General features: G+C 34.7%; 23 protein-coding genes and 1 tRNA gene. 9 read left to right on the forward strand and 15 right to left on the reverse strand.

From position 1 onward, the window contains the following. Nucleotides 1–67 precede the first annotated feature (67 nt). Entirely contained in the window at nucleotides 68–2,131 is a 2,064-nt protein-coding gene (locus Q7I96_09140; protein MDO9627772.1) for a copper-translocating P-type ATPase, read from the reverse strand. Between the two features lie 53 nt (nucleotides 2,132–2,184). Continuing rightward, nucleotides 2,185–2,394: a hypothetical protein gene (locus tag Q7I96_09145; GenBank protein MDO9627773.1), complete on the reverse strand. Its 210-nt coding sequence runs from the start codon at nucleotides 2,392–2,394 to the stop codon at nucleotides 2,185–2,187. Between the two features lie 376 nt (nucleotides 2,395–2,770). On the opposite strand from Q7I96_09145, the gene Q7I96_09150 reads away from it, so the two are divergent. Then, a complete protein-coding gene (locus Q7I96_09150) occupies nucleotides 2,771–2,983 on the forward strand; it encodes a hypothetical protein (protein ID MDO9627774.1) in 213 nt (70 codons plus the stop codon). A 95-nt stretch (nucleotides 2,984–3,078) separates the two neighbouring features. Here Q7I96_09150 and Q7I96_09155 read toward each other — a convergent pair whose 3' ends face one another. Beyond that, the gene (locus Q7I96_09155) at nucleotides 3,079–4,314 is read right to left on the reverse strand and encodes an amidohydrolase family protein (protein ID MDO9627775.1); all 1,236 of its coding nucleotides are present in this window, start codon (nucleotides 4,312–4,314) and stop codon (nucleotides 3,079–3,081) included. Between the two features lie 190 nt (nucleotides 4,315–4,504). Here Q7I96_09155 and Q7I96_09160 point away from each other — a divergent pair, with 190 nt between their 5' ends. From Q7I96_09160 to Q7I96_09170, 3 genes are all read left to right on the forward strand, one after another. After that, the gene (locus Q7I96_09160) at nucleotides 4,505–4,864 is read left to right on the forward strand and encodes a DUF5518 domain-containing protein (GenBank protein ID MDO9627776.1); all 360 of its coding nucleotides are present in this window, start codon (nucleotides 4,505–4,507) and stop codon (nucleotides 4,862–4,864) included. Nucleotides 4,865–5,095: 231 nt separating this feature from the next. Next, the gene (locus Q7I96_09165; protein ID MDO9627777.1) at nucleotides 5,096–5,512 is read left to right on the forward strand and encodes a DUF5518 domain-containing protein; all 417 of its coding nucleotides are present in this window, start codon (nucleotides 5,096–5,098) and stop codon (nucleotides 5,510–5,512) included. Nucleotides 5,513–5,521: 9 nt separating this feature from the next. Next, nucleotides 5,522–5,908, forward strand: coding sequence for a DUF5518 domain-containing protein (locus Q7I96_09170; GenBank protein MDO9627778.1), 387 nt, complete (start codon nucleotides 5,522–5,524; stop codon nucleotides 5,906–5,908). 130 nt (nucleotides 5,909–6,038) lie between these two features. Here the strand turns inward: Q7I96_09170 and Q7I96_09175 are convergent, their stop codons facing one another. The 10 genes from Q7I96_09175 to cfbD form a co-directional block, all read right to left on the reverse strand. Then, on the reverse strand, nucleotides 6,039–6,440 hold the full coding sequence (locus Q7I96_09175) for a DUF126 domain-containing protein (protein ID MDO9627779.1): 402 nt from the start codon (nucleotides 6,438–6,440) through the stop codon (nucleotides 6,039–6,041). Between the two features lie 113 nt (nucleotides 6,441–6,553). Next, a complete protein-coding gene (truD, locus tag Q7I96_09180; GenBank protein MDO9627780.1) occupies nucleotides 6,554–7,807 on the reverse strand; it encodes a tRNA pseudouridine(13) synthase TruD in 1,254 nt (417 codons plus the stop codon). A 205-nt stretch (nucleotides 7,808–8,012) separates the two neighbouring features. Next, a complete protein-coding gene (gene ftsA, locus Q7I96_09185) occupies nucleotides 8,013–9,362 on the reverse strand; it encodes a coenzyme F390 synthetase (GenBank protein MDO9627781.1) in 1,350 nt (449 codons plus the stop codon). A gap of 555 nt (nucleotides 9,363–9,917) precedes the next feature. Then, nucleotides 9,918–9,989 (reverse strand) — tRNA-Arg (locus Q7I96_09190). Nucleotides 9,990–10,155: 166 nt separating this feature from the next. Then, complete coding sequence (locus Q7I96_09195) at nucleotides 10,156–10,623, reverse strand: HIT family protein (GenBank protein MDO9627782.1); 468 nt, start codon at nucleotides 10,621–10,623, stop codon at nucleotides 10,156–10,158. A gap of 82 nt (nucleotides 10,624–10,705) precedes the next feature. Continuing rightward, on the reverse strand, nucleotides 10,706–11,149 hold the full coding sequence (locus tag Q7I96_09200; protein ID MDO9627783.1) for a hypothetical protein: 444 nt from the start codon (nucleotides 11,147–11,149) through the stop codon (nucleotides 10,706–10,708). A gap of 22 nt (nucleotides 11,150–11,171) precedes the next feature. Next, nucleotides 11,172–12,536: an AIR synthase-related protein gene (locus tag Q7I96_09205; protein MDO9627784.1), complete on the reverse strand. Its 1,365-nt coding sequence runs from the start codon at nucleotides 12,534–12,536 to the stop codon at nucleotides 11,172–11,174. Nucleotides 12,537–12,680: 144 nt separating this feature from the next. After that, nucleotides 12,681–13,277, reverse strand: a complete 597-nt coding sequence (hisH, locus tag Q7I96_09210; protein ID MDO9627785.1) for an imidazole glycerol phosphate synthase subunit HisH — start codon at nucleotides 13,275–13,277, stop codon at nucleotides 12,681–12,683. A 97-nt stretch (nucleotides 13,278–13,374) separates the two neighbouring features. Continuing rightward, the gene (locus Q7I96_09215) at nucleotides 13,375–14,379 is read right to left on the reverse strand and encodes a sugar phosphate nucleotidyltransferase (protein MDO9627786.1); all 1,005 of its coding nucleotides are present in this window, start codon (nucleotides 14,377–14,379) and stop codon (nucleotides 13,375–13,377) included. A gap of 194 nt (nucleotides 14,380–14,573) precedes the next feature. After that, nucleotides 14,574–15,650, reverse strand: coding sequence for a Ni-sirohydrochlorin a,c-diamide reductive cyclase catalytic subunit (gene cfbD, locus Q7I96_09220; GenBank protein MDO9627787.1), 1,077 nt, complete (start codon nucleotides 15,648–15,650; stop codon nucleotides 14,574–14,576). Nucleotides 15,651–15,881: 231 nt separating this feature from the next. On the opposite strand from cfbD, the gene Q7I96_09225 reads away from it, so the two are divergent. Together Q7I96_09225 and sfsA are read left to right on the forward strand one after the other, a co-directional pair. Beyond that, entirely contained in the window at nucleotides 15,882–16,694 is an 813-nt protein-coding gene (locus Q7I96_09225; protein MDO9627788.1) for a hypothetical protein, read from the forward strand. Between the two features lie 85 nt (nucleotides 16,695–16,779). Then, a complete protein-coding gene (sfsA, locus tag Q7I96_09230; GenBank protein ID MDO9627789.1) occupies nucleotides 16,780–17,541 on the forward strand; it encodes a DNA/RNA nuclease SfsA in 762 nt (253 codons plus the stop codon). A 134-nt stretch (nucleotides 17,542–17,675) separates the two neighbouring features. On the opposite strand, the gene Q7I96_09235 is transcribed toward sfsA, so the two are convergent. Both Q7I96_09235 and Q7I96_09240 read right to left on the reverse strand, forming a co-directional pair. After that, the gene (locus Q7I96_09235) at nucleotides 17,676–18,689 is read right to left on the reverse strand and encodes an NAD-binding protein (GenBank protein MDO9627790.1); all 1,014 of its coding nucleotides are present in this window, start codon (nucleotides 18,687–18,689) and stop codon (nucleotides 17,676–17,678) included. Nucleotides 18,690–18,755: 66 nt separating this feature from the next. Beyond that, nucleotides 18,756–19,106, reverse strand: coding sequence for a hypothetical protein (locus Q7I96_09240; protein ID MDO9627791.1), 351 nt, complete (start codon nucleotides 19,104–19,106; stop codon nucleotides 18,756–18,758). Between the two features lie 191 nt (nucleotides 19,107–19,297). Between Q7I96_09240 and Q7I96_09245 the strand changes: the two genes are divergently transcribed. From Q7I96_09245 to Q7I96_09255, 3 genes are all read left to right on the forward strand, one after another. Then, on the forward strand, nucleotides 19,298–20,182 hold the full coding sequence (locus Q7I96_09245; GenBank protein MDO9627792.1) for a metallophosphoesterase: 885 nt from the start codon (nucleotides 19,298–19,300) through the stop codon (nucleotides 20,180–20,182). Beyond that, nucleotides 20,160–22,340: a phage holin family protein gene (locus Q7I96_09250; protein ID MDO9627793.1), complete on the forward strand. Its 2,181-nt coding sequence runs from the start codon at nucleotides 20,160–20,162 to the stop codon at nucleotides 22,338–22,340. The genes Q7I96_09245 and Q7I96_09250 overlap by 23 nt, the downstream gene beginning before the upstream one ends. Before the next feature lie 428 nt (nucleotides 22,341–22,768). Continuing rightward, nucleotides 22,769–23,338: a flavodoxin family protein gene (locus Q7I96_09255; GenBank protein ID MDO9627794.1), complete on the forward strand. Its 570-nt coding sequence runs from the start codon at nucleotides 22,769–22,771 to the stop codon at nucleotides 23,336–23,338. The last annotated feature ends 15 nt before the right edge of the window (nucleotides 23,339–23,353 follow it).

Genomic DNA, 23,353 nt, shown 5'->3' on the forward strand with positions numbered 1-23,353 from the left:
ATAATAATATTCATAGTATTTGTTATCCATTAAACATCCATTTTAAATGTTTTTCGAAACTAATTATTCATTTCTCTATCTTCAAAAACCTCGAATTAAAAGCCACTATAATAGTACTAAGTGACATTAATATAACTCCTGCTGCAGGGGTTAAAAGAATTCCGAAACTATAGAGAACTCCAGCTGCAATGGGAATTGCAAAAATGTTATATCCTGCTCCCCATGCTAGATTTTCGAACATTTTTTTGTAGGTTGATTTAGCAAGCTTTATTATGTAAACCGCATCAAGAGGATTGCTTCTTACCAGAACAACATCACCAGCTTCAATAGCTACATCAGTGCCTGCCCCGATGGCAATACCCACATCAGCTTGTACAAGTGCCGGAGCATCATTAATACCATCTCCAGTCATAGCAACTATTAAACCTTCAGATTGGATTTCTCGTACTTTTTCAGCCTTTTCTTGAGGTAATACCTCAGCATAATATTTATCAAGCCCTATTTCTTTGGATACCCATTCTGCAACCTCTTTTCTATCCCCAGTGATCATTATGCACTGGATTCCCATACCTTTGAATTTTTTTATGGCTTCTCTGGACTCTTCCCGTATAATATCTGCTAGTGCAATTGCACCTTTAAGTTCTCCTTCAATAAGTAAAAAAACAATTGTTTTTCCCTCAGATAAGAGATTATCTACCTTTTCATTAGAAATATTTATTTTAAGTTCCTTTAAATATCCCGGACTTACTACCTCAACATTTTTTGTATTGATTTTACCCTGAATACCCTTTCCCGGGATTGATTTAAAGTCCTCAACATCAAAAGTTTCTTTTGAGGAGTTAACAACTCCTTTGGCAATTGGATGCTCGGAATAAGATTCAAGAGATGCAGCATATTTTAAAATATCATTTTCACCATATACGCTGCTTAAAGGGACAATATCAGTCACACCAAACTTTCCTTCAGTTAGGGTACCTGTTTTATCAAATATGACGGCGTCAATAGCTCGTGATCTTTCAAAAGACGCACGATTTCTTATTAAAAGTCCATTTCGTGCGGATAAAGATGTTGAGACTGCAACAACCAGAGGTACTGCAAGACCCAGTGCATGAGGGCAAGCAATAACCATTACTGTAACCGCTCTCTCAAGAGCAAATTCAAATCCAAAATTTGAAACTCCCAGCCATACTAAGAGCGTTATAAATCCGCCAGATAATGCTATTATTGTAAGCCCTGTTGCAAAACGGTCTGCCAAGTTTTGTGTCTTTGATTTGCTGGCTTGTGCTTCCTCAACCAGAGTTATGACTTTTGAAAGGAAGGAATCCTTTCCTGTTTTTTTAATTTCCACCGTAATGGATCCCTCTCCATTAATGGATCCACCTATGACTTCTGCACCAATTTCCTTAAATAACGGTTCTGATTCACCAGTAAGCATCGATTCGTCAATAGAAGTGCTTCCCATTATAATTTCGCCATCTACAGGGACTTTTTCCCCAGGTTTAATGACTACTTGGTCTCCTACAACCAGTTCATTTAAAGGGATGTCTATTATACTTCCATCAGGTATTATTTTATGGGCGCTTGATGGCATGAGTTTTACAAGTTCTTCAAGTGCTCTGGAAGCTCCCATCACTGATCTCATCTCCAACCAGTGCCCTATAAGCATAATGTCAATTAATGTTGCAAGTTCCCAGAAAAATACTTCACCCATAAGGCCAAAAACCACCGCACTGCTGTAAAGATAGGCACTGGTAATAGCAACCGAAATTAGCATATCCATTCCAGGTGCTCTGGATTTAATTTCATTAAAAAATCCTTTAAAAAATGGGTAACCACCATAAAAATAAACTATCGATGATAAGACAAAAAGAAGGTATAAATCTCCCGTGAATCGTATCGAGTCACCTAAACCAACTAATCCTTGGATAGTAGGTGATAAAATAAGAATAGGAATACTTATAATCAATGAAATCCAGAATCGTTTTTTTAAATCCTCTATCATACTAGAATGGATGTGTTCTCCTTCCATCCTATGTTTTTCATTTAGTTGCCCTTTGCATACAACACATTTACCGTTTTCACCTTCTTCATGCGCCCCATGTTCCATTTCATGTTCATCGCTGTGATTCAATTTTTATCCCACCCCAAGATTAAGATTATTTACTAATGATTTATTTTAACATTTTAGATACAAATAGTGCCAAAAACAGTCATGAACTTGTCAATTATCTCAACATTACTAAAAACTGCTTTTAAAAGTATATTTGGTAATAAAACGTTTATATTATCCGTTGTTTCTTCTAAGTGTATCATTATTAAAGAAATTAAGTGCATTAAGATATTCTGAAGTTTTCCAAAATCAACAATATAAAACTCTCCACCCCACTTAAGCACCCTGAAAACTTTTCTAAAAGCACTAACTCCATTTAACTCCAGAAACTTATAACTTGTACCCCTGTGTACTTCTTATAATCTTTTTAATTACAGCTCAGAGCCATCATTTGTAATTATTCTGGCTTTCTATCGCAAATATTCCATCTACTAAAGTCTCAAAATACGATGGGTAGAATTAATTTCAGTTTTTTTGTGGGTTTTTCAGCCATTTTTATTCACCAAATGATTGTGAGTAAAAATATAAACTATATAATTAATTATGTGGCCTTTGCATTAAATTGTTTTTTATCAATACATCAAAATTTGGAAATTAAAAAGAAAGAAATATGTAGTAATTAGCGAATAATATTAGTATCAAATAAAAGGAGGTGAAAATGTGGTAAACGCGATACTTGCAGCAATTGCATCTTTTATAATTCCGGGATTAGGTCAATTATTAGCTGGAGATGCTAAAAAAGGAATAATCTTCTTTGTAGTAGCAGTGATTCTAGGGATCCTAGTCACATCCATTAGTAGTTTTATAGGTATTTTATCATTAGTATTTGCTATATACGCAGCTTACGATGCTTATCAAATGGCATCAGTATAGTTAATTAGTAAAATATTGATATTTCTAATATACTTTGAACCTAAGAAGAAATATTTTCTCCTTTTTTTATTTTTTTATAAAAAAATTATAAATTATTAATTTAAAATATTTTTAAAGGTCTTACCATCTTTTATTACCATTAAAATATTTTTATTATCAGCTAAAGAAGCAATATGGTCCAGTGGATCCTTTTTTAGCACCACAATATCTGCTAGTTTTCCCTTCTCTAGAGTTCCCACTTTATCCTGCCACCCCATACATTCCGCCGCTTTTTTAGTACCGGCCTGAATAGCTTCCATAGGTTCCATACCCATATCGCATAAATAATCTAATTCTAAGAGATTAATTCCATGTTCAACCACACCACAGTCTGTTCCAGCGACCATTTTAACTCCTAGCTCATAGGCCATTTGCATGTTTTCTTTATGGACTTTAGCTATTTCAATAGCTCCCTTACGGCTGTATTCGGGAAGTTCACCAGCTAAGGCTTTTTTGAGATTTAAGTTAATGACCACAAAAGTAGGTACTAAATAAGTGCCGGCCTGGGCCATCATTTGACAGGCTTCTTTATCAGCGTAAGTTCCGTGTTCAATGGAATAAATTCCAGCCTTAACTGCATTTTTTATACCTTCTGAACCATGGGCATGGGCCATTACTTTTATTCCTCCCCTGAATTTTGCCTCTTCTACTACAACCTTCAATTCATCCACGGTGAATTGGGTGAATTCTGGCCGGTCATTGGCACTCATAACACCCCCAGTTACCATGACCTTTAGAACATCCGCTCCAGCTCTTAAAACCTCTCTTGATCTTTTTCTTACCTCATCTGGGCCGTCACAAATGCTCTCTGGATGTCCAGGATAGGAAATTTTCATGTCAAATCCTGAATTTAAATTAAAATCAAAGTGGCCCCCACTAATAGATAATGGCATTACACTAATTTGCATACGGGGCGCGGGAAATAATCCTTGCTCACTGGCCATTTTTACTCCAATATCTGCCAATCCAGCATCCCTAACACTGGTTACACCGGCTTCCAGAGTCAATTTCATGTTTTCCAAGGCCTGATAGAAGTGCAGGGCCAGGGGATTGTACATAGTATCTTCCATTCTGAATCCATTGGACATTAAATGAGTGTGAGTATCAATAAATCCAGGCAAGATAAATGAACCATCCACATCAATGATTTGACATTTTTCTGGAGGTTTAATAGAATTCTGGGGGCCAATATCCGTTATAATATTGTTTTCAACTAAAATAGCTCCATTTTGAAGTGGCTCATTTCCATTTCCAGAAATTATGGTTCCATTGATGATGAGTAATGATTTCATGTCGATTACTTCCTTAAAATTATGATAGTTACTAACCTTTCTTTATATCTCTCATGGTTATTGATTTTTTCCTTGAAGGAATATTTATGGATAATTCAAACCAAAATTTGGCCTTAGATTCAAAAAGAAAAAAATATATGGAATATTAAATAAACTAATTATCATATTAAAATTAAAAAGGGGTGAAAAAATGGATATAAACTGGAAAGCCGTTATTATTGGATTTATATTAGCGATTGTCTTAAGTTTCATATTAGGTGCAATCCTCGGAACTTGGGGAGCAATCTTAGGATATTTATTAGCAACTACATATGTTGGTTACTCTATTGGCGGAGAATGGATGAATGGAGCCATTCATGGAGCTCTTGTAGGAGTTATTGCCGGGATTATAGTACTATTATTAGTTCTTATACTTGGAGCCGTCATTGGAGGAGCCGCAGGTCTCACTATGCTAGGCGCAGGATTACTAATGTCAATTGTTTACATTGTACTCTATGCTATAGTAGGAGGCATTGGTGGAGCCATCGGTGTTTTTGTAGCCGAAAGATAATATAACTTTTTTTATTTTTTTAATTCTTATAAATATAATTAAATAAAATTAGTAAATAAAAATTACCTATTCTTTTCAAATATTATTTTTAAATAAACTATTCCATTATCCTGCAGCTTAATCCTTTGCCAATAATTATATGGAATTGTAGAATAATAAAAATATTGTATAAATAATGGTTATTATAAATTAATATAATATATTTAAACTTACTTAATAGGAGTTAAACAAATGGATTCATCTGAAAATGAAAATTTTCTCCCTTTTAATTGGAAAGCAATAGTTATTGGTATTGTATTAACTTTAGTATTGGGATTAATTTTAAGTTATTTATCAAGGGCTTTAAATTTCAATGCAATTGGACTTATAGGCGTAGGGTTCGTCCCACTTTTAATTGGAGGTATTCTAACAGGATATTTAGCTAAAGGTCATCCTATGAATGGCGCTATTCATGGTGGAATTGTAGGGGCCGTTATCTGGCTAATTTACGTTTTATACATTCTTTACCTAAATCAAAGCATTATTCTCCAAATTGTGCAAAGTCTGGCCATGTCACTAATTGGAAATGCTTGTATAGGTATCCTTGGTGGAACAATTGGTTCTTTAATCATGATAGGTCAAATGAAAATAAAAAATAGAAATGAATAAGTGTTTAAAATGACTGATTGGAAAGCCATAATTTTAGGATCATTAATTACCGCCTCATTAACTCTAGCATTAGGCCTTGCAATATTTCCATTGTTCTTTTTGGGACCATTACTAGGTGGTTTTGCTACGATTTATCTTATTACAGAAGGAAAGCCAGATGGGGCCCTTAATGGAGCATTAGCTGGAGTTATTGGTGGTTTAATAATTGGAATTTTATCACTATTAGGGCTGGGAATAATAACTGCATTTATAGGCCTCCTATCAGCCAGTTTAGGAAATTTAGCTGGATTTATTAGTGCATTACTTGGAATACTTTTAACCATCGTCCTGATACTTATAACTGGAGTTTTAGGAGCCATAGGTGGCGTTCTGGCCGAAGCTAACATGAATAACTAAAAATTCTAATAAATATATAAATTTATTAAATAATATTCATTAAATTCTCTTTTTTATTTAATTTTAAACTTAAAAAAAAAAAATTCCCATTTTTTACTGTGATGATAAAAAAATTGATTTAATTAATGGATTAAAATATTCTTATTTCTTTTTCAGTCGTATCCACTTCTATTTCCATTCCAGAAGATACCATATCCATTATATTTCCTTCAATATTATCTACCATAGGTATTTCAGCCATTATAGCACCAGTAGCAATTATTGGTTCTGCTTTAAGACAGATTATGGCCTTAGGTGCTGTTTTACTTTTGGCCATCTGGAAAATAACATAAGAACCCACTGTGGATCCTTTTCCCCCCGGGATAATTAAAATTTTGTCTTTGATGTTTTTTCCATTAAGTTCGTGCTTGGAATCAATAACTTGACCAGTATGGGGATCTACTCCACCCAAAAAACTTATAGGTTCACTGCTAACTAAAGCTTCGCCTTTGGCCTGGCCTTTTGAAATGGTTCGACATTTTAAAGTCTTCATAATATACATTCTCCCCCTCAAACTTTAGATAATTATAATAAGATTATAAATTTCATTATAACCTTTAAATATGTGTATTAACGCCCTAAATCATGAATAAATCAAGGTGGTTATTAAATAGCTCCGCCCTTCATAACCTCTCTTAATACTGCTGTTGCATAGCATCCCTTAGGTATTGAAAATTCAGTTAAAACACCTTCATCAGTGGCTTTAGCCGATACATCCCAAATTTTAAATCTTATGGCCCTTCTTAAACCATGACTACCTAATCTTGGCATTTTAGGACATATAAATTCTTCTAAAGATACTTTTTCTTCATCTAAAACAGCTTTTTCCATTTCACCCACGTTTCCTCCAGCTAAAGGAACCTTACTACCATAAAGGGGTGCAGTAGGATGGGCCTGGAAGCTATCCATCATTTCTTGGAGTTCTTCTGGAGAAGAATCATGAATCAAGTGTTCTTCATTATCAATGACAATATCTCCTTCCACAAATTGATTTATGCCCATAGCCGTTCTCTCACTAACTGCTTTATTAAATAAAAAGGACTGATAAGCGTGTACAAACATTCTACTAAGCGGTTTGGGTAAACTAAGTAAAGCTTTACGATATGAATCATCATCCAATGTTTCTTTCTTCCTTTGCTCTTTTAAAAGGGCCCTAAGCATCATTCTTTCATATCTCATACCCGTAGGCATTAATTCATAGGATTCTTCAAGTTTACCTTCATCATAAGCCGTTCTAGCCACTTTTATCCACTCTGGTTCCTCAGAATGTGGATTTCCAATATAAGCACCCACTGTTTTGGCCAGATTATTTGCAACCAGGGCCTTACCCACCAGATGAGTGTTACTGCGTGGTTTTCCAAATCTTTGCCAACCATAATAGTTAGGAGTTCCCACTTCTTCCAGTTTTTTTAAGGCATTTTGAGCTACAAAAGCAGCAGATTCTGGATCTTCAATTTCCCGAATCAGAATTCGGAATTTATTTCCAATAAGCTGGCCAATTCTGAGTTTTTTCTGATTTTGAGTGATTTTAAGAAATTCCACGTTGTGAAACTGATCTTTAATCTCTTCAATTTGTTCTGGCTCAAAATTACTAATGCACAGCCATTGGCGAGTTACTGCCTTTTTATCTTTCATGCCTGCAAAGCCCATTCTTTTACGGTCCAGATGAAGATCTCTGGCCATGTCTAGAACCACATCCAAGGTATTTCGGCCTACTTTCTCTATCCAAATCCAAGTATTAGGGCCCTCACCACTAGGGACCGTTTCTGGAATTTCTTCCACATAAAAATCCTCGTATTTTGTTCTAATTCGTCCGCCGATACCTTCAGTATCTGTAATATAAGTTTCAGCATTAAGCATTAAATTTCCTCAAGTTTATAGAATTTTTATAGTTTTATTATTAAATATTTGTTAAATTTAAATTGAATTTTAAATCAGTTATTTATAGAATTAATAGGGCCTTAAGGTATAAAAAAAGTTAGGAATAAAAATAATTTCCATCAATCATGATTAAATAATTAATAGGCTGACTTGAAAAAATAAAAAATAAATTGTTTTCAGCATATTAACGCCGATCAACTATTCTTTTTGGCCTTCCCTTAATTTTATAAAATTCTAAATCCCCCGGGCCTTCAAAATTAAATAAAACATCGAATGATCCATCCTGGTAAGCTTCTTTAAGTCCTGTTTTGTACTGGAAGAATGATTTGAGGAAATTTTCTTTTATTAAGTCCTGGTCACAGTTATTTATACTTTCACATTCCATACGGACCCTCATGGTCACTTCACCTTCATCTTCATTTCCATAAATAAATGCCTCATACTCTCCCGTGAGATAATCCATGTTTTCTCTTTGGAATACTCCTGCTTCCACATCAACCCGGTTAAAAGGTGAACCAGCTACCCAAAATGTTTCTGCCTCCCTCTGTGGATTCAAAATACGCATGTGAGTTCGGCCACAGGCACATTTATCCCGGGAAACAACCACCGAAGTATCATCAGTGTCATAATTAAGTAATAGAGTACCGGTTTTTCCACCTTCTGGTAAAAGAGTAGTTAAAACAATTCTACCGCATTCACCATCCTCTGTAAATTCCTTTAGCAAAGGATCATAGACATCCAGATGTACCATATCCTCTGGGACGTGCAAACCCACTTTTTTACTGCATTCCCCACACATAGTACCTTCAGTACTCCCATAGGTATTGTAAATATTCACTCCCCAAATTTCTTCCACATATTTCCTTGCTTCTTCAGAAAAACTCTCACCGCCAGCAATAAGTCGCTGAATGCTTGAATCCTGGGGTTCCAATCCTTCAGATTTCATTCTTCGGGCCAGTCTCAGGAGTTTGAATATGCTGGCCACTATTCCTGTAGGTTCATAATTTTGAATAATCCTCACTGGAAATGTGCATTTACCTTCAGGTATTATGGTCATTCCCATTTTTTGGGCAGCCAGAGTCATGGTATTGGCCCCCACATTCATCCCATAGGATGCACAGACTACAATACGGTCTCCTGGGCCAAATCCCTGGGAAGTGAATGATCTGGCGTATTTCTCAGAGTACCTTTTCCAGTCCTCCCACGTTAAAAAGAATGATTTAGGCCGACCGCTGGTACCACTGGTCTCGTGAATGGTGTAAATATCCTTCCAATTACCGCATTTGAATTCGAATTTTTCTGTTTCAGGAGGTTGATGACTCCTCATGCTTTTTCCAGTTATTATAGGCAGTTCCTGAAGGTCCTCATGAGTTGTAATATCTGAAACAGTTATATTGTTTCTCTTAAACCATTTATTATAAAAAGGAGAATTATCATAGGCATATCGGACCGTATATTTTATACGCGCTTCAACTAAGCCGTCCAGATCACCTCGATCCATTGTTTCAATTTCCGGGTTGAAATAAGAAGTCATGGCCTCACCATCCTGAATATTTATTGGTTTTATATTTGTTTTTAGAGGGTTATAGAGTTAGTGATTTATAATAATTTTATAATAAAATAAGTTTGGTCCAATAACATTAAAGATATTTGAAATATTCCGTCGATTATGGAATTTAGGAGATTAATGGCGGTAAATATAATAATTAATCCATAAAAAAACAGAAAATATGAATATCATGACAAAAACGCAATAAAGAATCCAATATACATCATAAAGATATATTGATTTAAATAAGTAAATATAAATCAATGTTACGCCTTGTAATACTAAAATAGGAGTTATATAAACATAATACAATTTATGGTCCAGATTCTTGATCTTAAATATAGATGCTATGAATACCATTATTAATCCAAAAATAAGAAACAGATAAATTAAATTTTTAGAACTTATTAATAGGAGCAATAAAAGTGCAATTAATGCTCCAGTATGTATAAACAATTTATTTTTCTCTTTCATCTCTTAGCATTGTAGTGATAACAAAAGATCAATTAATAATATAAGAATCATGTTTAAACAAGATAGTGCCCTGACCGGGACTTGAACCCGGGTTATAGGATCCGCAATCCTAAGTGATATCCACTACACTATCAGGGCAAATACAAAACAGTAAGTAAGTGTTTCAAGTGTCAGATTTGAAACCTATAAGTAGTTGATTTTTTTTATATTTAAGTGTTTTTCAGTTTTGTTGTTCATAATTTTATATTTTCAATTAATAAGGCTGAAAAACATTTTTAAAAGGTTACAACTAGAATTTTCACATTTAAATTTCTAAATATTTTATTATTTCCATTTTAATTTTGTTTTTTAGCTCTTCTGAAAGTTTAAAAGATCTTCCCCTATCATACATGGTGCTCATGCCAAAACAAGGGTCTTCAAATGTTTTTCCTTGAAAAATAAATGATGATTTGTAACGTGGAATGAAATGCCAGTGCAAGTGGGGCGTGGGAGGATCCTGAAGGTAAGATGAATTCATTAAACAAGCCCAGTTGAACATGGTGGCCTTAAATGCTTTTTTAACTGCGTGTTCAAGTTTTTGAACTGTATTGGATAAATCAGCCCATTCATCAGGATTTAAACCTGAGAGTTCTGTTTCATCTCTTTTGAGGGCCACCACACATGTTCCCAGGTTCCTCTGGTCAGGGGCCAGGATTATTAGCCAGTATGTTGTCTCACCAATGAGATCACCAAACTTATGATCCTTTAATTTTTCAAAATACTCACATTCCATTTGAACACTTCATTCATTAGAGTAATTGATCCAGTAAAATATTTAGATATTTTTTATTTTCTAAATTGCTCTTCCGATTAAGTTATTTCCATAAATATAATTGAAAAGTGTAATTTCCACAGTGTCTGATGGCCGAATGAATATTCTTAGCATTCTCCATTTTTTCATTAGCAGCTATGGTAGTTCCATTTAATTGTTGGGTCTCGGTAAAATTGTATTTCGTTCCAGGAACTGTTTTATTAAGGAAATCGGATACAATAAGGCCAGAAGAGGCCACCGCATCCTTACTGTTATTTTGGGATAAAAGATGAATGGTAATCTCCGTTAAAATAGTCTGATTATCCCCATATGCGGGATTAGTGGCCATGGTCTCCATAATATCCTGAACATCTTGTTCTGGATTAATTTCCTGAGAAAAAGAAGGCATGGGAGTATTAGTTACATTCAAAACTGCAGAAATTAAAATAAAGATTATTAAAAGGCCAAAAATGGCATCAGCCGTGGCCAAGAAACCTTTTTGATCCATATAATCTCTCCAGCCAATTTTCCTAATCGCCCCTTATGGCCTTGACCACCCGGTTTTTCTTTTCAATGGAATCTATAGCAGCTTTCTCAACCTTATATTTCATTTTCTCAAAGTCTTCCGGGGTAGTGTCCCCTACTAACTTCTTAATTTTAGTATAAGCCGCTTCTCTAAACAATGGAATCAACTCTTCTGTGGAACCATCTGCTTTTATCATACGAGCAATTCCCGTATCATCTACCTTTCCAATTTCCATGATTTTTACTCCCACATCAGATATGGCCTTTTTAACATCTTCAGCCACATCTTTAGGAGCTATTATCATAAGAGAATCCACAGAAACACCTAATGGATCTATATCTAAATTTTCAAGCATTTCCAAAACATTAGGATTAATCATTTTCCAGATTTTTTCCTGATAAAATTCTAATCCCAGACCCGTTGTGGTAGCAATCTCATGAGCATCTCCCCGAAGGCCACCATTAGTTACATCCGTCATAGCATGGACTTTGGGGAGCAGACCTGCTTTGATAATAGCTTCTGAAGCCTGAATAAAGTTAATATCCATGGTCTCCCACACCACATCGAATAGGCCGTGGTATAGGGCAGTGGTAGTAATAGTTCCCCCTCCTGATCCTTCAGTTAAAAGAATAACATCACCTGCTTCTGCTCTTTTTCGAGCAGTTGGTGCATGCTGTGATACACCAATGGAACCCACTGCACTTACCAAACGGTCACCTAAAACCATGTCCCCGCCGACCCGGAGAGTGCTGCCCGCCACAATAGGCACATCAATCAATTCCGAAACGGTTGCTACTCCCGCCATGAAATCAAAGAGTTTTCCCACATCTCCATCATCAGCCAGATGCAAATCACATATAATGGCCACCGGTTCAGATCCCATGACACATACATCCCTTAAAGAAGCTCGGGCCACATGGAATCCTCCTAGGAATGGATATTCACTGAGTCGGGAGTGTATTCCATCTACAGCCGTGGTAATATAAACGTCTTCACCTTTGGTAGAGGTTTTAATTACTCCTCCATCATCCTGAGCTGTGGGATTTATAAAAGAATTAGTTTGAGTACTGGATACGATTTCCGCGATTTTTCGATGGACAAAAAAGTCTCCTGCCCCTCGAGAACCTACACCCATTTCTCCCATGGCCACATCGGCGCTGTGAAATCCAATTATTTCTTTTAAAAATTCATCTTCCTGATTTTGAATTTTTAAGGTATTTTGAACTTCATCCACAACTGCTGAAGCCAATTTAAGAGCATTTTCCTTATCAATATCTTTAAATTCCATTATTCTATCTGAAAGCACATCTTCTATAATATTTTGATCCTCTTCAGCAATTCTTCTGCGCACAAAGCCCTCGATGTCCATTTAATCACCCAATTATTCTAAAATTTAAATAAGATACAAATTATTTTAGAAAGTTGTTATTATATTTATAGTAATACTATATATAATTTTTATGATAATTATATTTTCCTAATTTTTTTAAAGAGCATAAAGAAAATTTATAAATCATTTTAAAAGATCTACAAAATTCTTTAAGATTTTTAATCCGACTTCCCCACTTTTCTCTGGATGGAATTGAGTGGCAAATACATTATCCCTGCAAAAAACAGCCGGCACGTCCATTCCATAAGAAGTAGTGGCTGAAACAACTTCCTCATTGTCAGGGTGAGCATAAAATGAGTGTACAAAATAAAAATACTCTTTTCCGATGCCTTCCAAAATAGCACACTCTCTCTTTATATTTAGCTGGTTCCAGCCCATATGAGGTATTTTTTGACCCGGTGGCAACCTTATAACATTACCCGGAAATATATCCAGACCTTTAATACCCGGACTCTCTTCACTTCCACTTAGAAGAAGTTGTAGGCCCAAACAAATGCCTAAAAACGGTTTGCCTTCTTCGATGTGATTCAAAATTACTTCATGATACTTTTGAAGGTTTCCCATGGCACTACCAAACGCACCAACCCCCGGCAATATTAATGCATCTGCATCAAGCATTTTTTGAGGATCCTGAGTTATTTCAGGTTCCACACCAACTTTAAGAAATCCATTACGAATACTTTTCAGGTTTCCACTGCCATAATTAATAATAGTTACCATTTGATCCCCTATAATCATTATTTAGATTTATATAAATTAAAAATATCTAAATTAGAATTTTAAGTAAAATAATAAAATATATAAAAAAAATTAAAAGTTATCGAGTATAGAAGTCATTGACCCGAACCGTATCATCCAGATGAGGAGTAGATACTTCATGAAGAACTGTATTTTCCATGGCCACTATAGAATGTGGTTCTTCTGGCTCGATACGGATGGTATCATTAGTTCCAAAGTATTCTTTCTTGTTTTCAAACTCAATATATCCTGCACCAGATACAATGTACATGGTTTCATCTTTCTGTTCGTGATAATGGAAAGAAGTTTTGTAACCTTCCCGAATAAATAATTCCTTGGTAAGGTACTTTTCGGTGTTTATAAGGACTTTTTCATATCCCCAAGGCTTGTCTTCCCGATTTTGATATTCTTTTTGTATTTCTTCCAGTTCTTTAGAAGTATCAATGGCCATCCAGAACAGTCCGTCTTCTTTGTAGTAACCTAACTGATTTTCCTTGGCCATCATAGGGAACAATGTTTTCTCAATATCTCCCACGTCAAAATCGCCAAAATCAAGAGGTCCCTTGGCAAAATAAACTCCAGCATTTATATAATATTCCAAAACGGGTTTTTCCTTAAAGGCCACCAAACGATCCCCGCTGACTTCTACAATACCATAAGGTGATTTCATTTTGGTGATGAAAATGGATAAAGGATAATCAGACTGTTCCCCTAAATGAATCATTTTTTTAATGTTTAAATCAGCAACTACATCCCCATTACGAATAATACATTGCTTATTGCTATCAATAGCTTCCATTCCAAGTTTTATGGCATTTAATGTTCCTAATGGTTCAGATTCTTCCACATATTCAATTTGAACACCTTTATATTCCTCACCATATCTTTCCTGGATTTTATCACTTAAAAATCCAGTTAAAAGATACACTTGATCCACACCAGCATTTTTAAAGTCAAAAAGCTGTTTATCAAGTATGGTGTATCCTTCCTTCATTTCAATTAAAGGTTTAGGAATTCTCTCAGTAATAGGACGTAGACGTTTTCCAAAACCGCCACAAAGAATCATACCAACTGTTTTACTCATTTTATCACCCAAATAATATTAATATATAAATTGAGCTCATTAGATTTATTAATCTCAATAAGCACACTATAATTTTATTTACTATTTTCTATTTCAATAGCATATCTCATCAATATTCCGCTTTATAAAAACTGGAATAAATATATTGTCACGATAAATATTTTTTATGCTATTTTTATTCTCAACAATCAAATTCAGTCCGATCTAATGGATTTGTGAATTGTATCTCCAAAATCAGATTTTACTATTACACTTGTTCCCAGAGTTTTAGAATGAGCATCTAATTCAGCCACCACATGAGAGTATCCCAGCCTTCTAAGGGGTTCAACTATTCTAGGACCATCCGTAACTGCCACCGATTCTATATTTAACTCTTCAATAGGTAGAGCATGTGGAACTCCAGCTATAACTGCAAATTCTATGTTTTCATCTTTTAATATTTCCGCAGCAGCCTGGGCAGTGATAGGATATTCATCCAGGCCACCAGTGATGTAATCCACCTTAATTCCAGCATCTGAAAGCTCATTTTTAATATTTTCAGCATGCTGTCTAATTCTAGGAAGTCCAATATTATGATCAAGGTTGGCCACTACTAGAGGCATATTATCCGGGTTTATTTCCGCGTAAGGAAGTTTCATCACATCCGCAAACAAGTAAGAAGTTTCTTTTTTAGCATTTAAAACCATAGCCACTTTTTTACCACTTTTAAGTGCATTTGTAAGTTTTAAAGCGATTTTTTCATGATTATCACCAAAAGATGGAGCTATATATTCTCCCTGAGCCATTCCCCTGGTTTTTTCAATTTCAGTGGCCATTCTAAGCATTTTTACTTGCCTTTCTGCTTCTTCTGGAGGAATAATCCCTGCCAGGACTGCAGCTTCCAGAACAATTATGGCTCCTTCAGTATTATCTCCTTCACCAAATCCCCCGTGCGATTCTACAGGTAAAACTAGGGCAGGTATATTGGCTTGAGTTATAGCTTCTTTAAGATCTTCTCCAATTATCATGCTGGCACAGGTACCGACTATTCCCACTAATTTTGGAGAGAACATTTCGTCTGCTTTTTTAAGAACTTCTTCCAGTTTCTCACTGGCCCCGAAAATAAAATCATTCTCGGACATGGCCGTGGTCAGTACTCGAACACCATCGCTTTCCAGAAGCCTCCCTGTTCTAAAACAGCAGCCATGAGGGCCATGGAGAATTACAACGTCAGCATTAAGGTCTCTCAATGTATAAAGGGAAGCGGCAATGGGACTTGGTCTTGGATGCAAAAATTTCACCTCTTAATTAATATAATGATTATGTATAACATATGGTAGATTAAAATATGAAATATAATTTATATACTACATTTTATATGAATAAAACTTTAAATTTAGTCTATTATAAAATATTTCAAGCATATAAATATGTAAAGAATATTTGGAATGGTAATCAATATAAATTTATCAATTAATAATCAAATAAATTCTTAAGTTAATTCTTAAAACAAGAGGATAATAATGAAATTAAAAAATAGAAGAATAATGCTTATTTTTATTGTTATTCTTTTTACTACATCTATTTTTATTTTAAGTAATTTAAATATCCTTTTGGGCCATTATAATGATTCAAATACTTATGAATATCAAATAAATCTTCCTAGTAACCCATATATGCTTCATGAGTATTTAAATCCTATAAATAATAAACGCATTTTTAATCCTGGCCAGAACCCTCCAAATACCAATTGGACGTGTCCCGCTGGAAAAGTAATAAAATTTGGGGCATTTGGAAATAAAAGCTCCCCAATTAAAATTGCCTACATAATAGGTGTTCACCCAGCAGAAGAAGAATCACATAAGGCCATTTATAATTCTATTTTAAAAAATCAGAACAATTTAAAGTACTGTTACTATATTTATAAAGTCGAGGTAAATGCCAGTAATGATTACAATAAAAACCGTTATTATGGACAATTATTGGCTTATAAATATGCAGTAAGTGATATAGCGAAAAATAAGTTTGTTATGGTAGTGGATGTGCATTCCAACCAGGGAAAATATGAAGAAAAGACTTTTATTTTCACTGCTATTCCCAATAATGAATCACTATTGGTCGCACATTTTCTGGTTAAAAATTTGCCGGGTTTAAGCTATTACATACCTCCTCGATCTAATGAACCTACCAGTGCCCCGTATATAAGTGAGCCACTGATAAAAAACGGCACACCAATCATTGTTTATGAAACTTACCGTTATGAAGCATTTAATCTTACTGAAAAAAAGGCCCAAGACTTCATAATGGTTTTAGATAATTTTAATTTCTATAATTAATATATTATCTACAATTAATAGTTTATAATGATTAAGTAGAATAATTTAGGCCCCAAATACACTAAATTAATTAGGAAACCCATTCATGCAAATAAAAGAATTAATTGAAGGAATATTTTTGGAGAGACCCAATAGATTTACTGTCCTTTTCCAAGACCGTAGCGATTCTAAAGATGCTGATCCTAAATTAGCACATCTTAGAGATCCTGGGAGATTGAAAGAGCTACTTCATCCAGGAATTAAGCTAATTCTTAGAAAAGCAGCCGATAACCCCAAAAGAAAAACAAAGTTTGATGTTATAGGTGTTTTTAAAGATAATTTATGGGTTTTGATAAATTCTGGATTCCATAGTTATCTGGCGGCAGAGTTAATTGAATCTGGGCGGGTTGATGAATTTAAAGGATTTTCCATTGAAAGAAGAGAGTACACATTTGGAAAGAGTCGTTTAGACTTTTTATTAAAGCCTATTGATGATTCAATACCTGATGTGAAAAAAATGCTGGTGGAAGTGAAAGGATGTACCTTAGTTGAAGATGAATGGGCCCGTTTTCCAGATGCACCAACTATTAGAGGGAAAAAACATGTGGAAGAACTTATATCTGCCCTAGATAAAGGATTTGAATCTTCAGTACTATTTTTAATTCTCAAAGAAGATGCGAAAGTATTTTCTCCAAACAATGATACAGATCCGGATTTTTCTAGAGCACTACAAAAAGCTCAGGAAAAGGGAGTTAATATCATACCTTTTGTGTTTAAAACTGAAAATATTAATGGAAGTCTGTTTATTAAGCCACTGCAAAAGATTAATGTTGATTTTAAGAATATTATGGATAAAATTAAAGAATAAAGACTAAGAATATAAATTAATTAATTGAGTAGATTGTTTAATTAAAATAATTAGAAAAATTAAGTTTAATTTTGGCCAGATAATATTAATTAAAATAATTTAAAAATATTGATTTTTTTAGAATAAAAATGAAATCATGTCCTAAGGCATGTTTCCAGTTTTGTAAATTCTTCAGGTTTTCCTACTCCTAAAATTATATCTCCTTCTTTAATTATAAATTCCCTAGGAGGGTCAATAATAAGATCTCCTTCTTCACCTACTCCTAATACAACCACACCTGTTTTCTCGTGGATATCAGCTTCTAAAAGGGTTTGGCCAATTAATGAACAGTTAAAATGTACTTCAACTTCTTTCATTTCTCTATTACTGTGCTCTGCTAGGACTTCCTGAACAAACATGGCCTCGTATCCATCCTGGATACTTTTATACATTAAACGACCCGAAATTACAAATGGGGAAATCACTTGGCTGGCCCCGGCCAGTTTTATCTGTTCAATGTTCTCATATCGCTGAGCTTCAGCAATAATTCTAACCTCTTTGTCCAGTTTTCTTATGCCCAGAATACAGTGAATAGTATGAGAATCAGATTCCATGTCCACTATTATGGATTTAGCTCCTTTTACATTGGCCTTTTCGAGATCTTTCATTCTGGTTGGGTCTCCATGTACGAAATTAGCCTTATTTTTAAGAACTTTTTTTCGCACATCTTCATCTTCATCTATGACAAATACCTCGAAATCTTTTCCAATCTCTTTTATGCATTCCATGGTACTTTCGGTCCAGCCGCAAATTACCACATGATTTGATCTTTCCACATTAACAAGCCCCATTAATCTCAATTGCTGTCTTTTAACCAGGAACTCTAATAAAGTCTCCACAGCCAGAGCAAAAGTTCCTATTCCAAATATAATTACCGTAATAGTAAAATACATTCCTAAAGCAGTCTTTGGACTGAAATCACCATACCCCACCGTACCGATAGTAACAAAAGTCCAGTAAAGAGATTCTGTCCATGTTACACCCTCTATTAAATGAAATCCAATAGTACCATAGGCAACAACCGCCAGAACCAGCGTTAAAATTTTAGTTACTGGTAATTTAATAACTTTAGGAAAATTTTTCTTGATAATTTGTAGTATTACAACCATAAAACTACCTTTTTATTTTTAAAGTAATAAAAATGTGAATAATAAAAAATAAAGGTTATTTAGACCCTATTTCTTTAAAAATGCAAACCATACCACTGCAGCTACTGCCAGGAGTATTATGACTATTATAAGTAGGATAATCCACCATGGAAATCCTGAGTCTGAACCATCATCCGTACCATCATCGTCATCCCCGTCAGCTTTCTTGATCGCTTTTGAGCTACTTGATGAACTGGAACCACCACGGCTTCCTCCACCGCCTTTAACTTCTGGACTAATTTTCTCAGAAGATGCAGATAATTTAAAATCAGAATCAAAATTATCACTAGTTGAAAATTCAGCAGCAAAAGCACATCCGGGAGCCACTAAAAGGCCCACCATCAAAAATATTGTTGAAATACCAAATAAAGTTCTCATGTTTAACCCCCGATAATCGGAATTTTTATAACAAAATTTCTATATTCTTTAAAACATATAAATAAATTGAAAAAATTTTGATGTTGATTAATTATTTAAAGATGATTTATCAATTAAAAAGAACTAATAAACATTAGATTTGAAATTAAAGAATACCTAAATGCAATTAATTAAAAATGTGTTTTGATTATATGAAAGAAAAAACACCTAAAGCATTGGAATTTATGCAAAAAATACAGCGCACCATGACCAAATATCGTGGTAAAGTCAGTAATTCTGAGTTTAATGCCTCAGATTTTGAATTACTTCCTGTAGAAATTATAATTCCAGATTTAGATCCTTTATTTCATGATTATCGCATTGTTAATCTTTCAGATATCCATCTAGGCCAGTGGATAACCCCCCACCATTTAGAAGGAATTGTGGAACTAGTAAATCAGCAAAATCCTGATATTATAACTATAACTGGTGATTTTGTCTCCTATATTCTCGATGAAGTCGAAAAACCCCTGGAAAGGCTATTAAAACTTCTATATCCCAAAGATATTTCTCTGGCCGTCTTAGGTAATCACGACCACTGGCTTGGTGCAGATAGAATAAGAAACATTCTACAAAATTGTGATATAACTGATGTCAGTAACGATGTTTTCACCTTGAAAAGAGCATCAGCTGATAATAATGCAGTTTTACACATTGCTGGAGTGGATAGTGTCATGCTAGGCAAGCATCGTCTTGATCTGGTTATGGAAAAGATTCCTTCAGAAGGACCAGCCATATTATTAGCCCATGAACCTGACTTTGCAGATGTGAGTTCCATAACTGGGCGATTTGGCCTTCAAATTTCGGGACACTCCCATGGAGGCCAATTCATTATTCCCGGACTGGGAACTATGATTAGAGGCCCTCATTTTATTAAATACCCATTAGGGAAGTACCAAGTAGGAGACATGATCCAGTACACCAGCAGAGGATTAGGAACCAATGTTTTCTGGTTTAGAATTAACTGTCCCCCCGAAATAACTATTTTTCATCTTAAAAGTCCCGAGGTAGATGATGAACAAGTCAGACAAGAATAATATTAAAAATAGCCAGGCCACTGCAAGCCATTCCCCTGAGGGCAAAAAATCTCTTAAAAGTTATTATGATCCAAAAAGGCCATCTTTAGTCAGCTTTTTAGTTCGTACCATTATTCTATGGATAGGAGAAGTTTTAGGGTTTATTTTAATAGCTCACCTGTCAGTTGGCCTTAGCATAGATAACTGGGTTACCGCAGCAGCAGTGGTAGGTATTTTAGGAATTATAAATGCACTTTTCTGGCCAATTCTATCGAGGATTTTTCTTCCATTCCTAGTTTATACAATAGGAATTGGTTCTCTCATAATCAATGGAATTTTAATATGGCTAATAAGTAATGTTGTTCCTGGAATCACTATCGAAGGATGGGCCTTAATCCTTACTCCTTTAGGAATGGCATTTATTACCACTATTCTATCTGCAATCATAACTTTAGATGATGATACTTCTTATTATAGGGCTGTTTTGAGAAGAAATATAAAAAATAAATCCAAAAATCCTAAAAATTATCCAGGAGTTCTTTTTTTAGAAATTGATGGTCTTTCTGAAGAAATTTTAAAAGAAGCTATTGAACTCGGGCACATGCCCACCTTGGCCAGATGGATAGAAGATGGAATTCATAAAATTATCCCTTGGGAAACCGATCTCTCCAGCCAAACCGGAGCCAGCCAGGCCGGAATATTGCATGGCAATAACAAAAACCTTCCGGCATTTCGCTGGGTGGAAAAGATAAATAAAAATAAAATAATGGTTTCTACCGGCCTTTCTGACGCATCAATCATAGAAAAGCGTATTTCCAATGGTAAAGGCCTTATGGCTGAAAATGGAGCCAGCCGCTCTAATTTATTTTCTGGTGATGCAGAAGACGTTATATTTACTTACAGTAAGTTAAAAAATCTTAAAAAATTCTACAATTCGACCTGGTATTATTTTTATTCTAGTCCGTCTAATTTCGCCCGTATTGTGATTTTGTTCTTCTTTGATGCCTTTTTAGAAATTGGTTCCCAGTTAGTTCACTGGATTAAAGATATTAATCCCCGCTTAAGAAGAGGATTCGTCTATGCCTTCGTAAGAGCAGGTGCGAATGTTTTATTAAGAGAAATAACCACCCAGACACTTATTGGTGATATGTTAGCTTCAGATATTGATGTGGCTTATTCCACATACTTAGGATACGACGAAATTGCTCATCACTCTGGGGTGAGGGATTTTGATGCATTTTATGCCCTTAAAGGACTGGACCGGCAATTTAAGAGGCTGGAGAATGCTGCAAGATATACTAAAAGAAACTATTATTTCGTGATCCAATCTGATCACGGGCAGACCAATGGCGCTACATTTAAACAAAGATATAATATGAGTTTAGAAGATTTAGTGAGAACATTACTCCCCTTAGAAATTAATATTTACAGTGAACTATCCTCCAATGAAGACCACTTTTCTCAAGCATTTACCTCCCCATTAGAGACTGGAAAAAAATATGTGAGAGAAAAAAAGGATTATGCAACTGATAAAAGTAGAGGTGCTGTGGACAATACCTTGGAGAATATTAAAAATAGTCCTCTGGGTAAAGGGAAGGTTTTAGAATATATTCAAAATTATGAAGTCTCTCAAAATCAATCACCAACAACTGCTGAAGAAGCAGAAGTTATTGTCCTAGCTTCTGGAAATTTAGGCCTAATTTATCTAACTAAATGGGAAGAAAGATTGACTTACGAAGATATAACTAGAATATTTCCAGATTTAATCCCCGGATTGGTGCAGCACGATGGGATAGGATTTATAATGGTCCAATCCCACGAATTAGGTCCATTAGCCATTGGAAAAGAAGGAATTTATTATTTAAATCAAAACAAAGTGGAAGGAAAAAATCCACTGGCAAACTTCGGTGCGAGTTCAGCTAAACACCTATTGCGAAGTGATAAATTCGAATATGCCCCTGATATCTGGGTAAACAGCTTTTATGATCCTGAAAAGAATGAAGTAGCTGCTTTTGAAGAGTTAATTGGAAGTCACGGAGGTTTAGGTGGAGGACAATCCAAACCATTTATTATGTGTCCCTCCCATTGGAAATTAGAAGAAGATAAAATTATAGGTGCTGAACATCTACATAGGATTTTAAAAGATAAAATAAATCAGATTCAAAAAAATAAACATTAAACAATCTTTTAAAATCAAGTATTTCTATTTTTTACAGATATTTATCTAAATTCTTGATTTATGGATACTTTTCAATTTTTATTGTTTTTTATTAATTTTTTATGGTGTTTATGGCGTTTTCTAGGTTCCTAAGTCAATAACGAGTATCTGCATTACCTTTATGTACAGTGGAATTTTTAAAATCCCTATTAATACAAACCATCCTTTGAAGTCCCCATTTCTTTAAAGACTTTCTCATTAGAGATTTGGTAAATCTTCATAGTTACACTTGAAATGTACCTCTTTATTTATATAATTCTATTATTTTTTTTGAGTTTGTAGATATAAAATGTAAGGAAGTTATCAAAATGATTTATTAATGCCAATAGTTTAATAAACCATATAAACACTCAAAAAACCTATTAAAGCACTTTTAGGGAGAAAAAATAATGAAAAAAGTTCTTATGTTATGTGCCAGCCCACGGCCCCACGGAAATACTGCTCAAGTTCTGGAAGAATGTGCCAGCGTTATAGAAGAAGAAGGTTTAGAAGTTGAAACCATCTCATTTATTGGAAAAAACATTAGATCATGCATTGCTTGTCAAAAATGTCGTGAATTAGGCGAATGTGTTCTCAATGACGGATTAAATGATATCATTGCCAAAATTAGAGAATCCTATGGCTTCATTGTAGGTTCCCCAGTTTACTTTGGAACTGCTCGGGGAGATATAATGTCTGCCTTGCAAAGAATAGGATATATGTCCATGGCCACGGATAATTTCCTATCTTGGAAAGTAGGAGGTCCTATAGCTGTGGCCCGAAGAGGAGGACACACCAGTACCTTGCAAGAAATGTTAATGTTCTTCTTTATCAATGATATGATTGTTCCTGGTTCAAATTACTGGAATATGGTCTTTGGATTGGCTCCCAGTGATGTTCAGAGTGATGATGAAGGAATGGAGACCATTAGACGTTTTGGCCGCAATGTGGCCCTTTTGATTGAGAAGATTGGGGATTGAATTATTGCCAATTTA

It is taken from the genome of Methanobacteriaceae archaeon (genome assembly GCA_030656015.1).
In the GTDB taxonomy this organism is placed as follows: domain Archaea; phylum Methanobacteriota; class Methanobacteria; order Methanobacteriales; family Methanobacteriaceae; genus UBA349.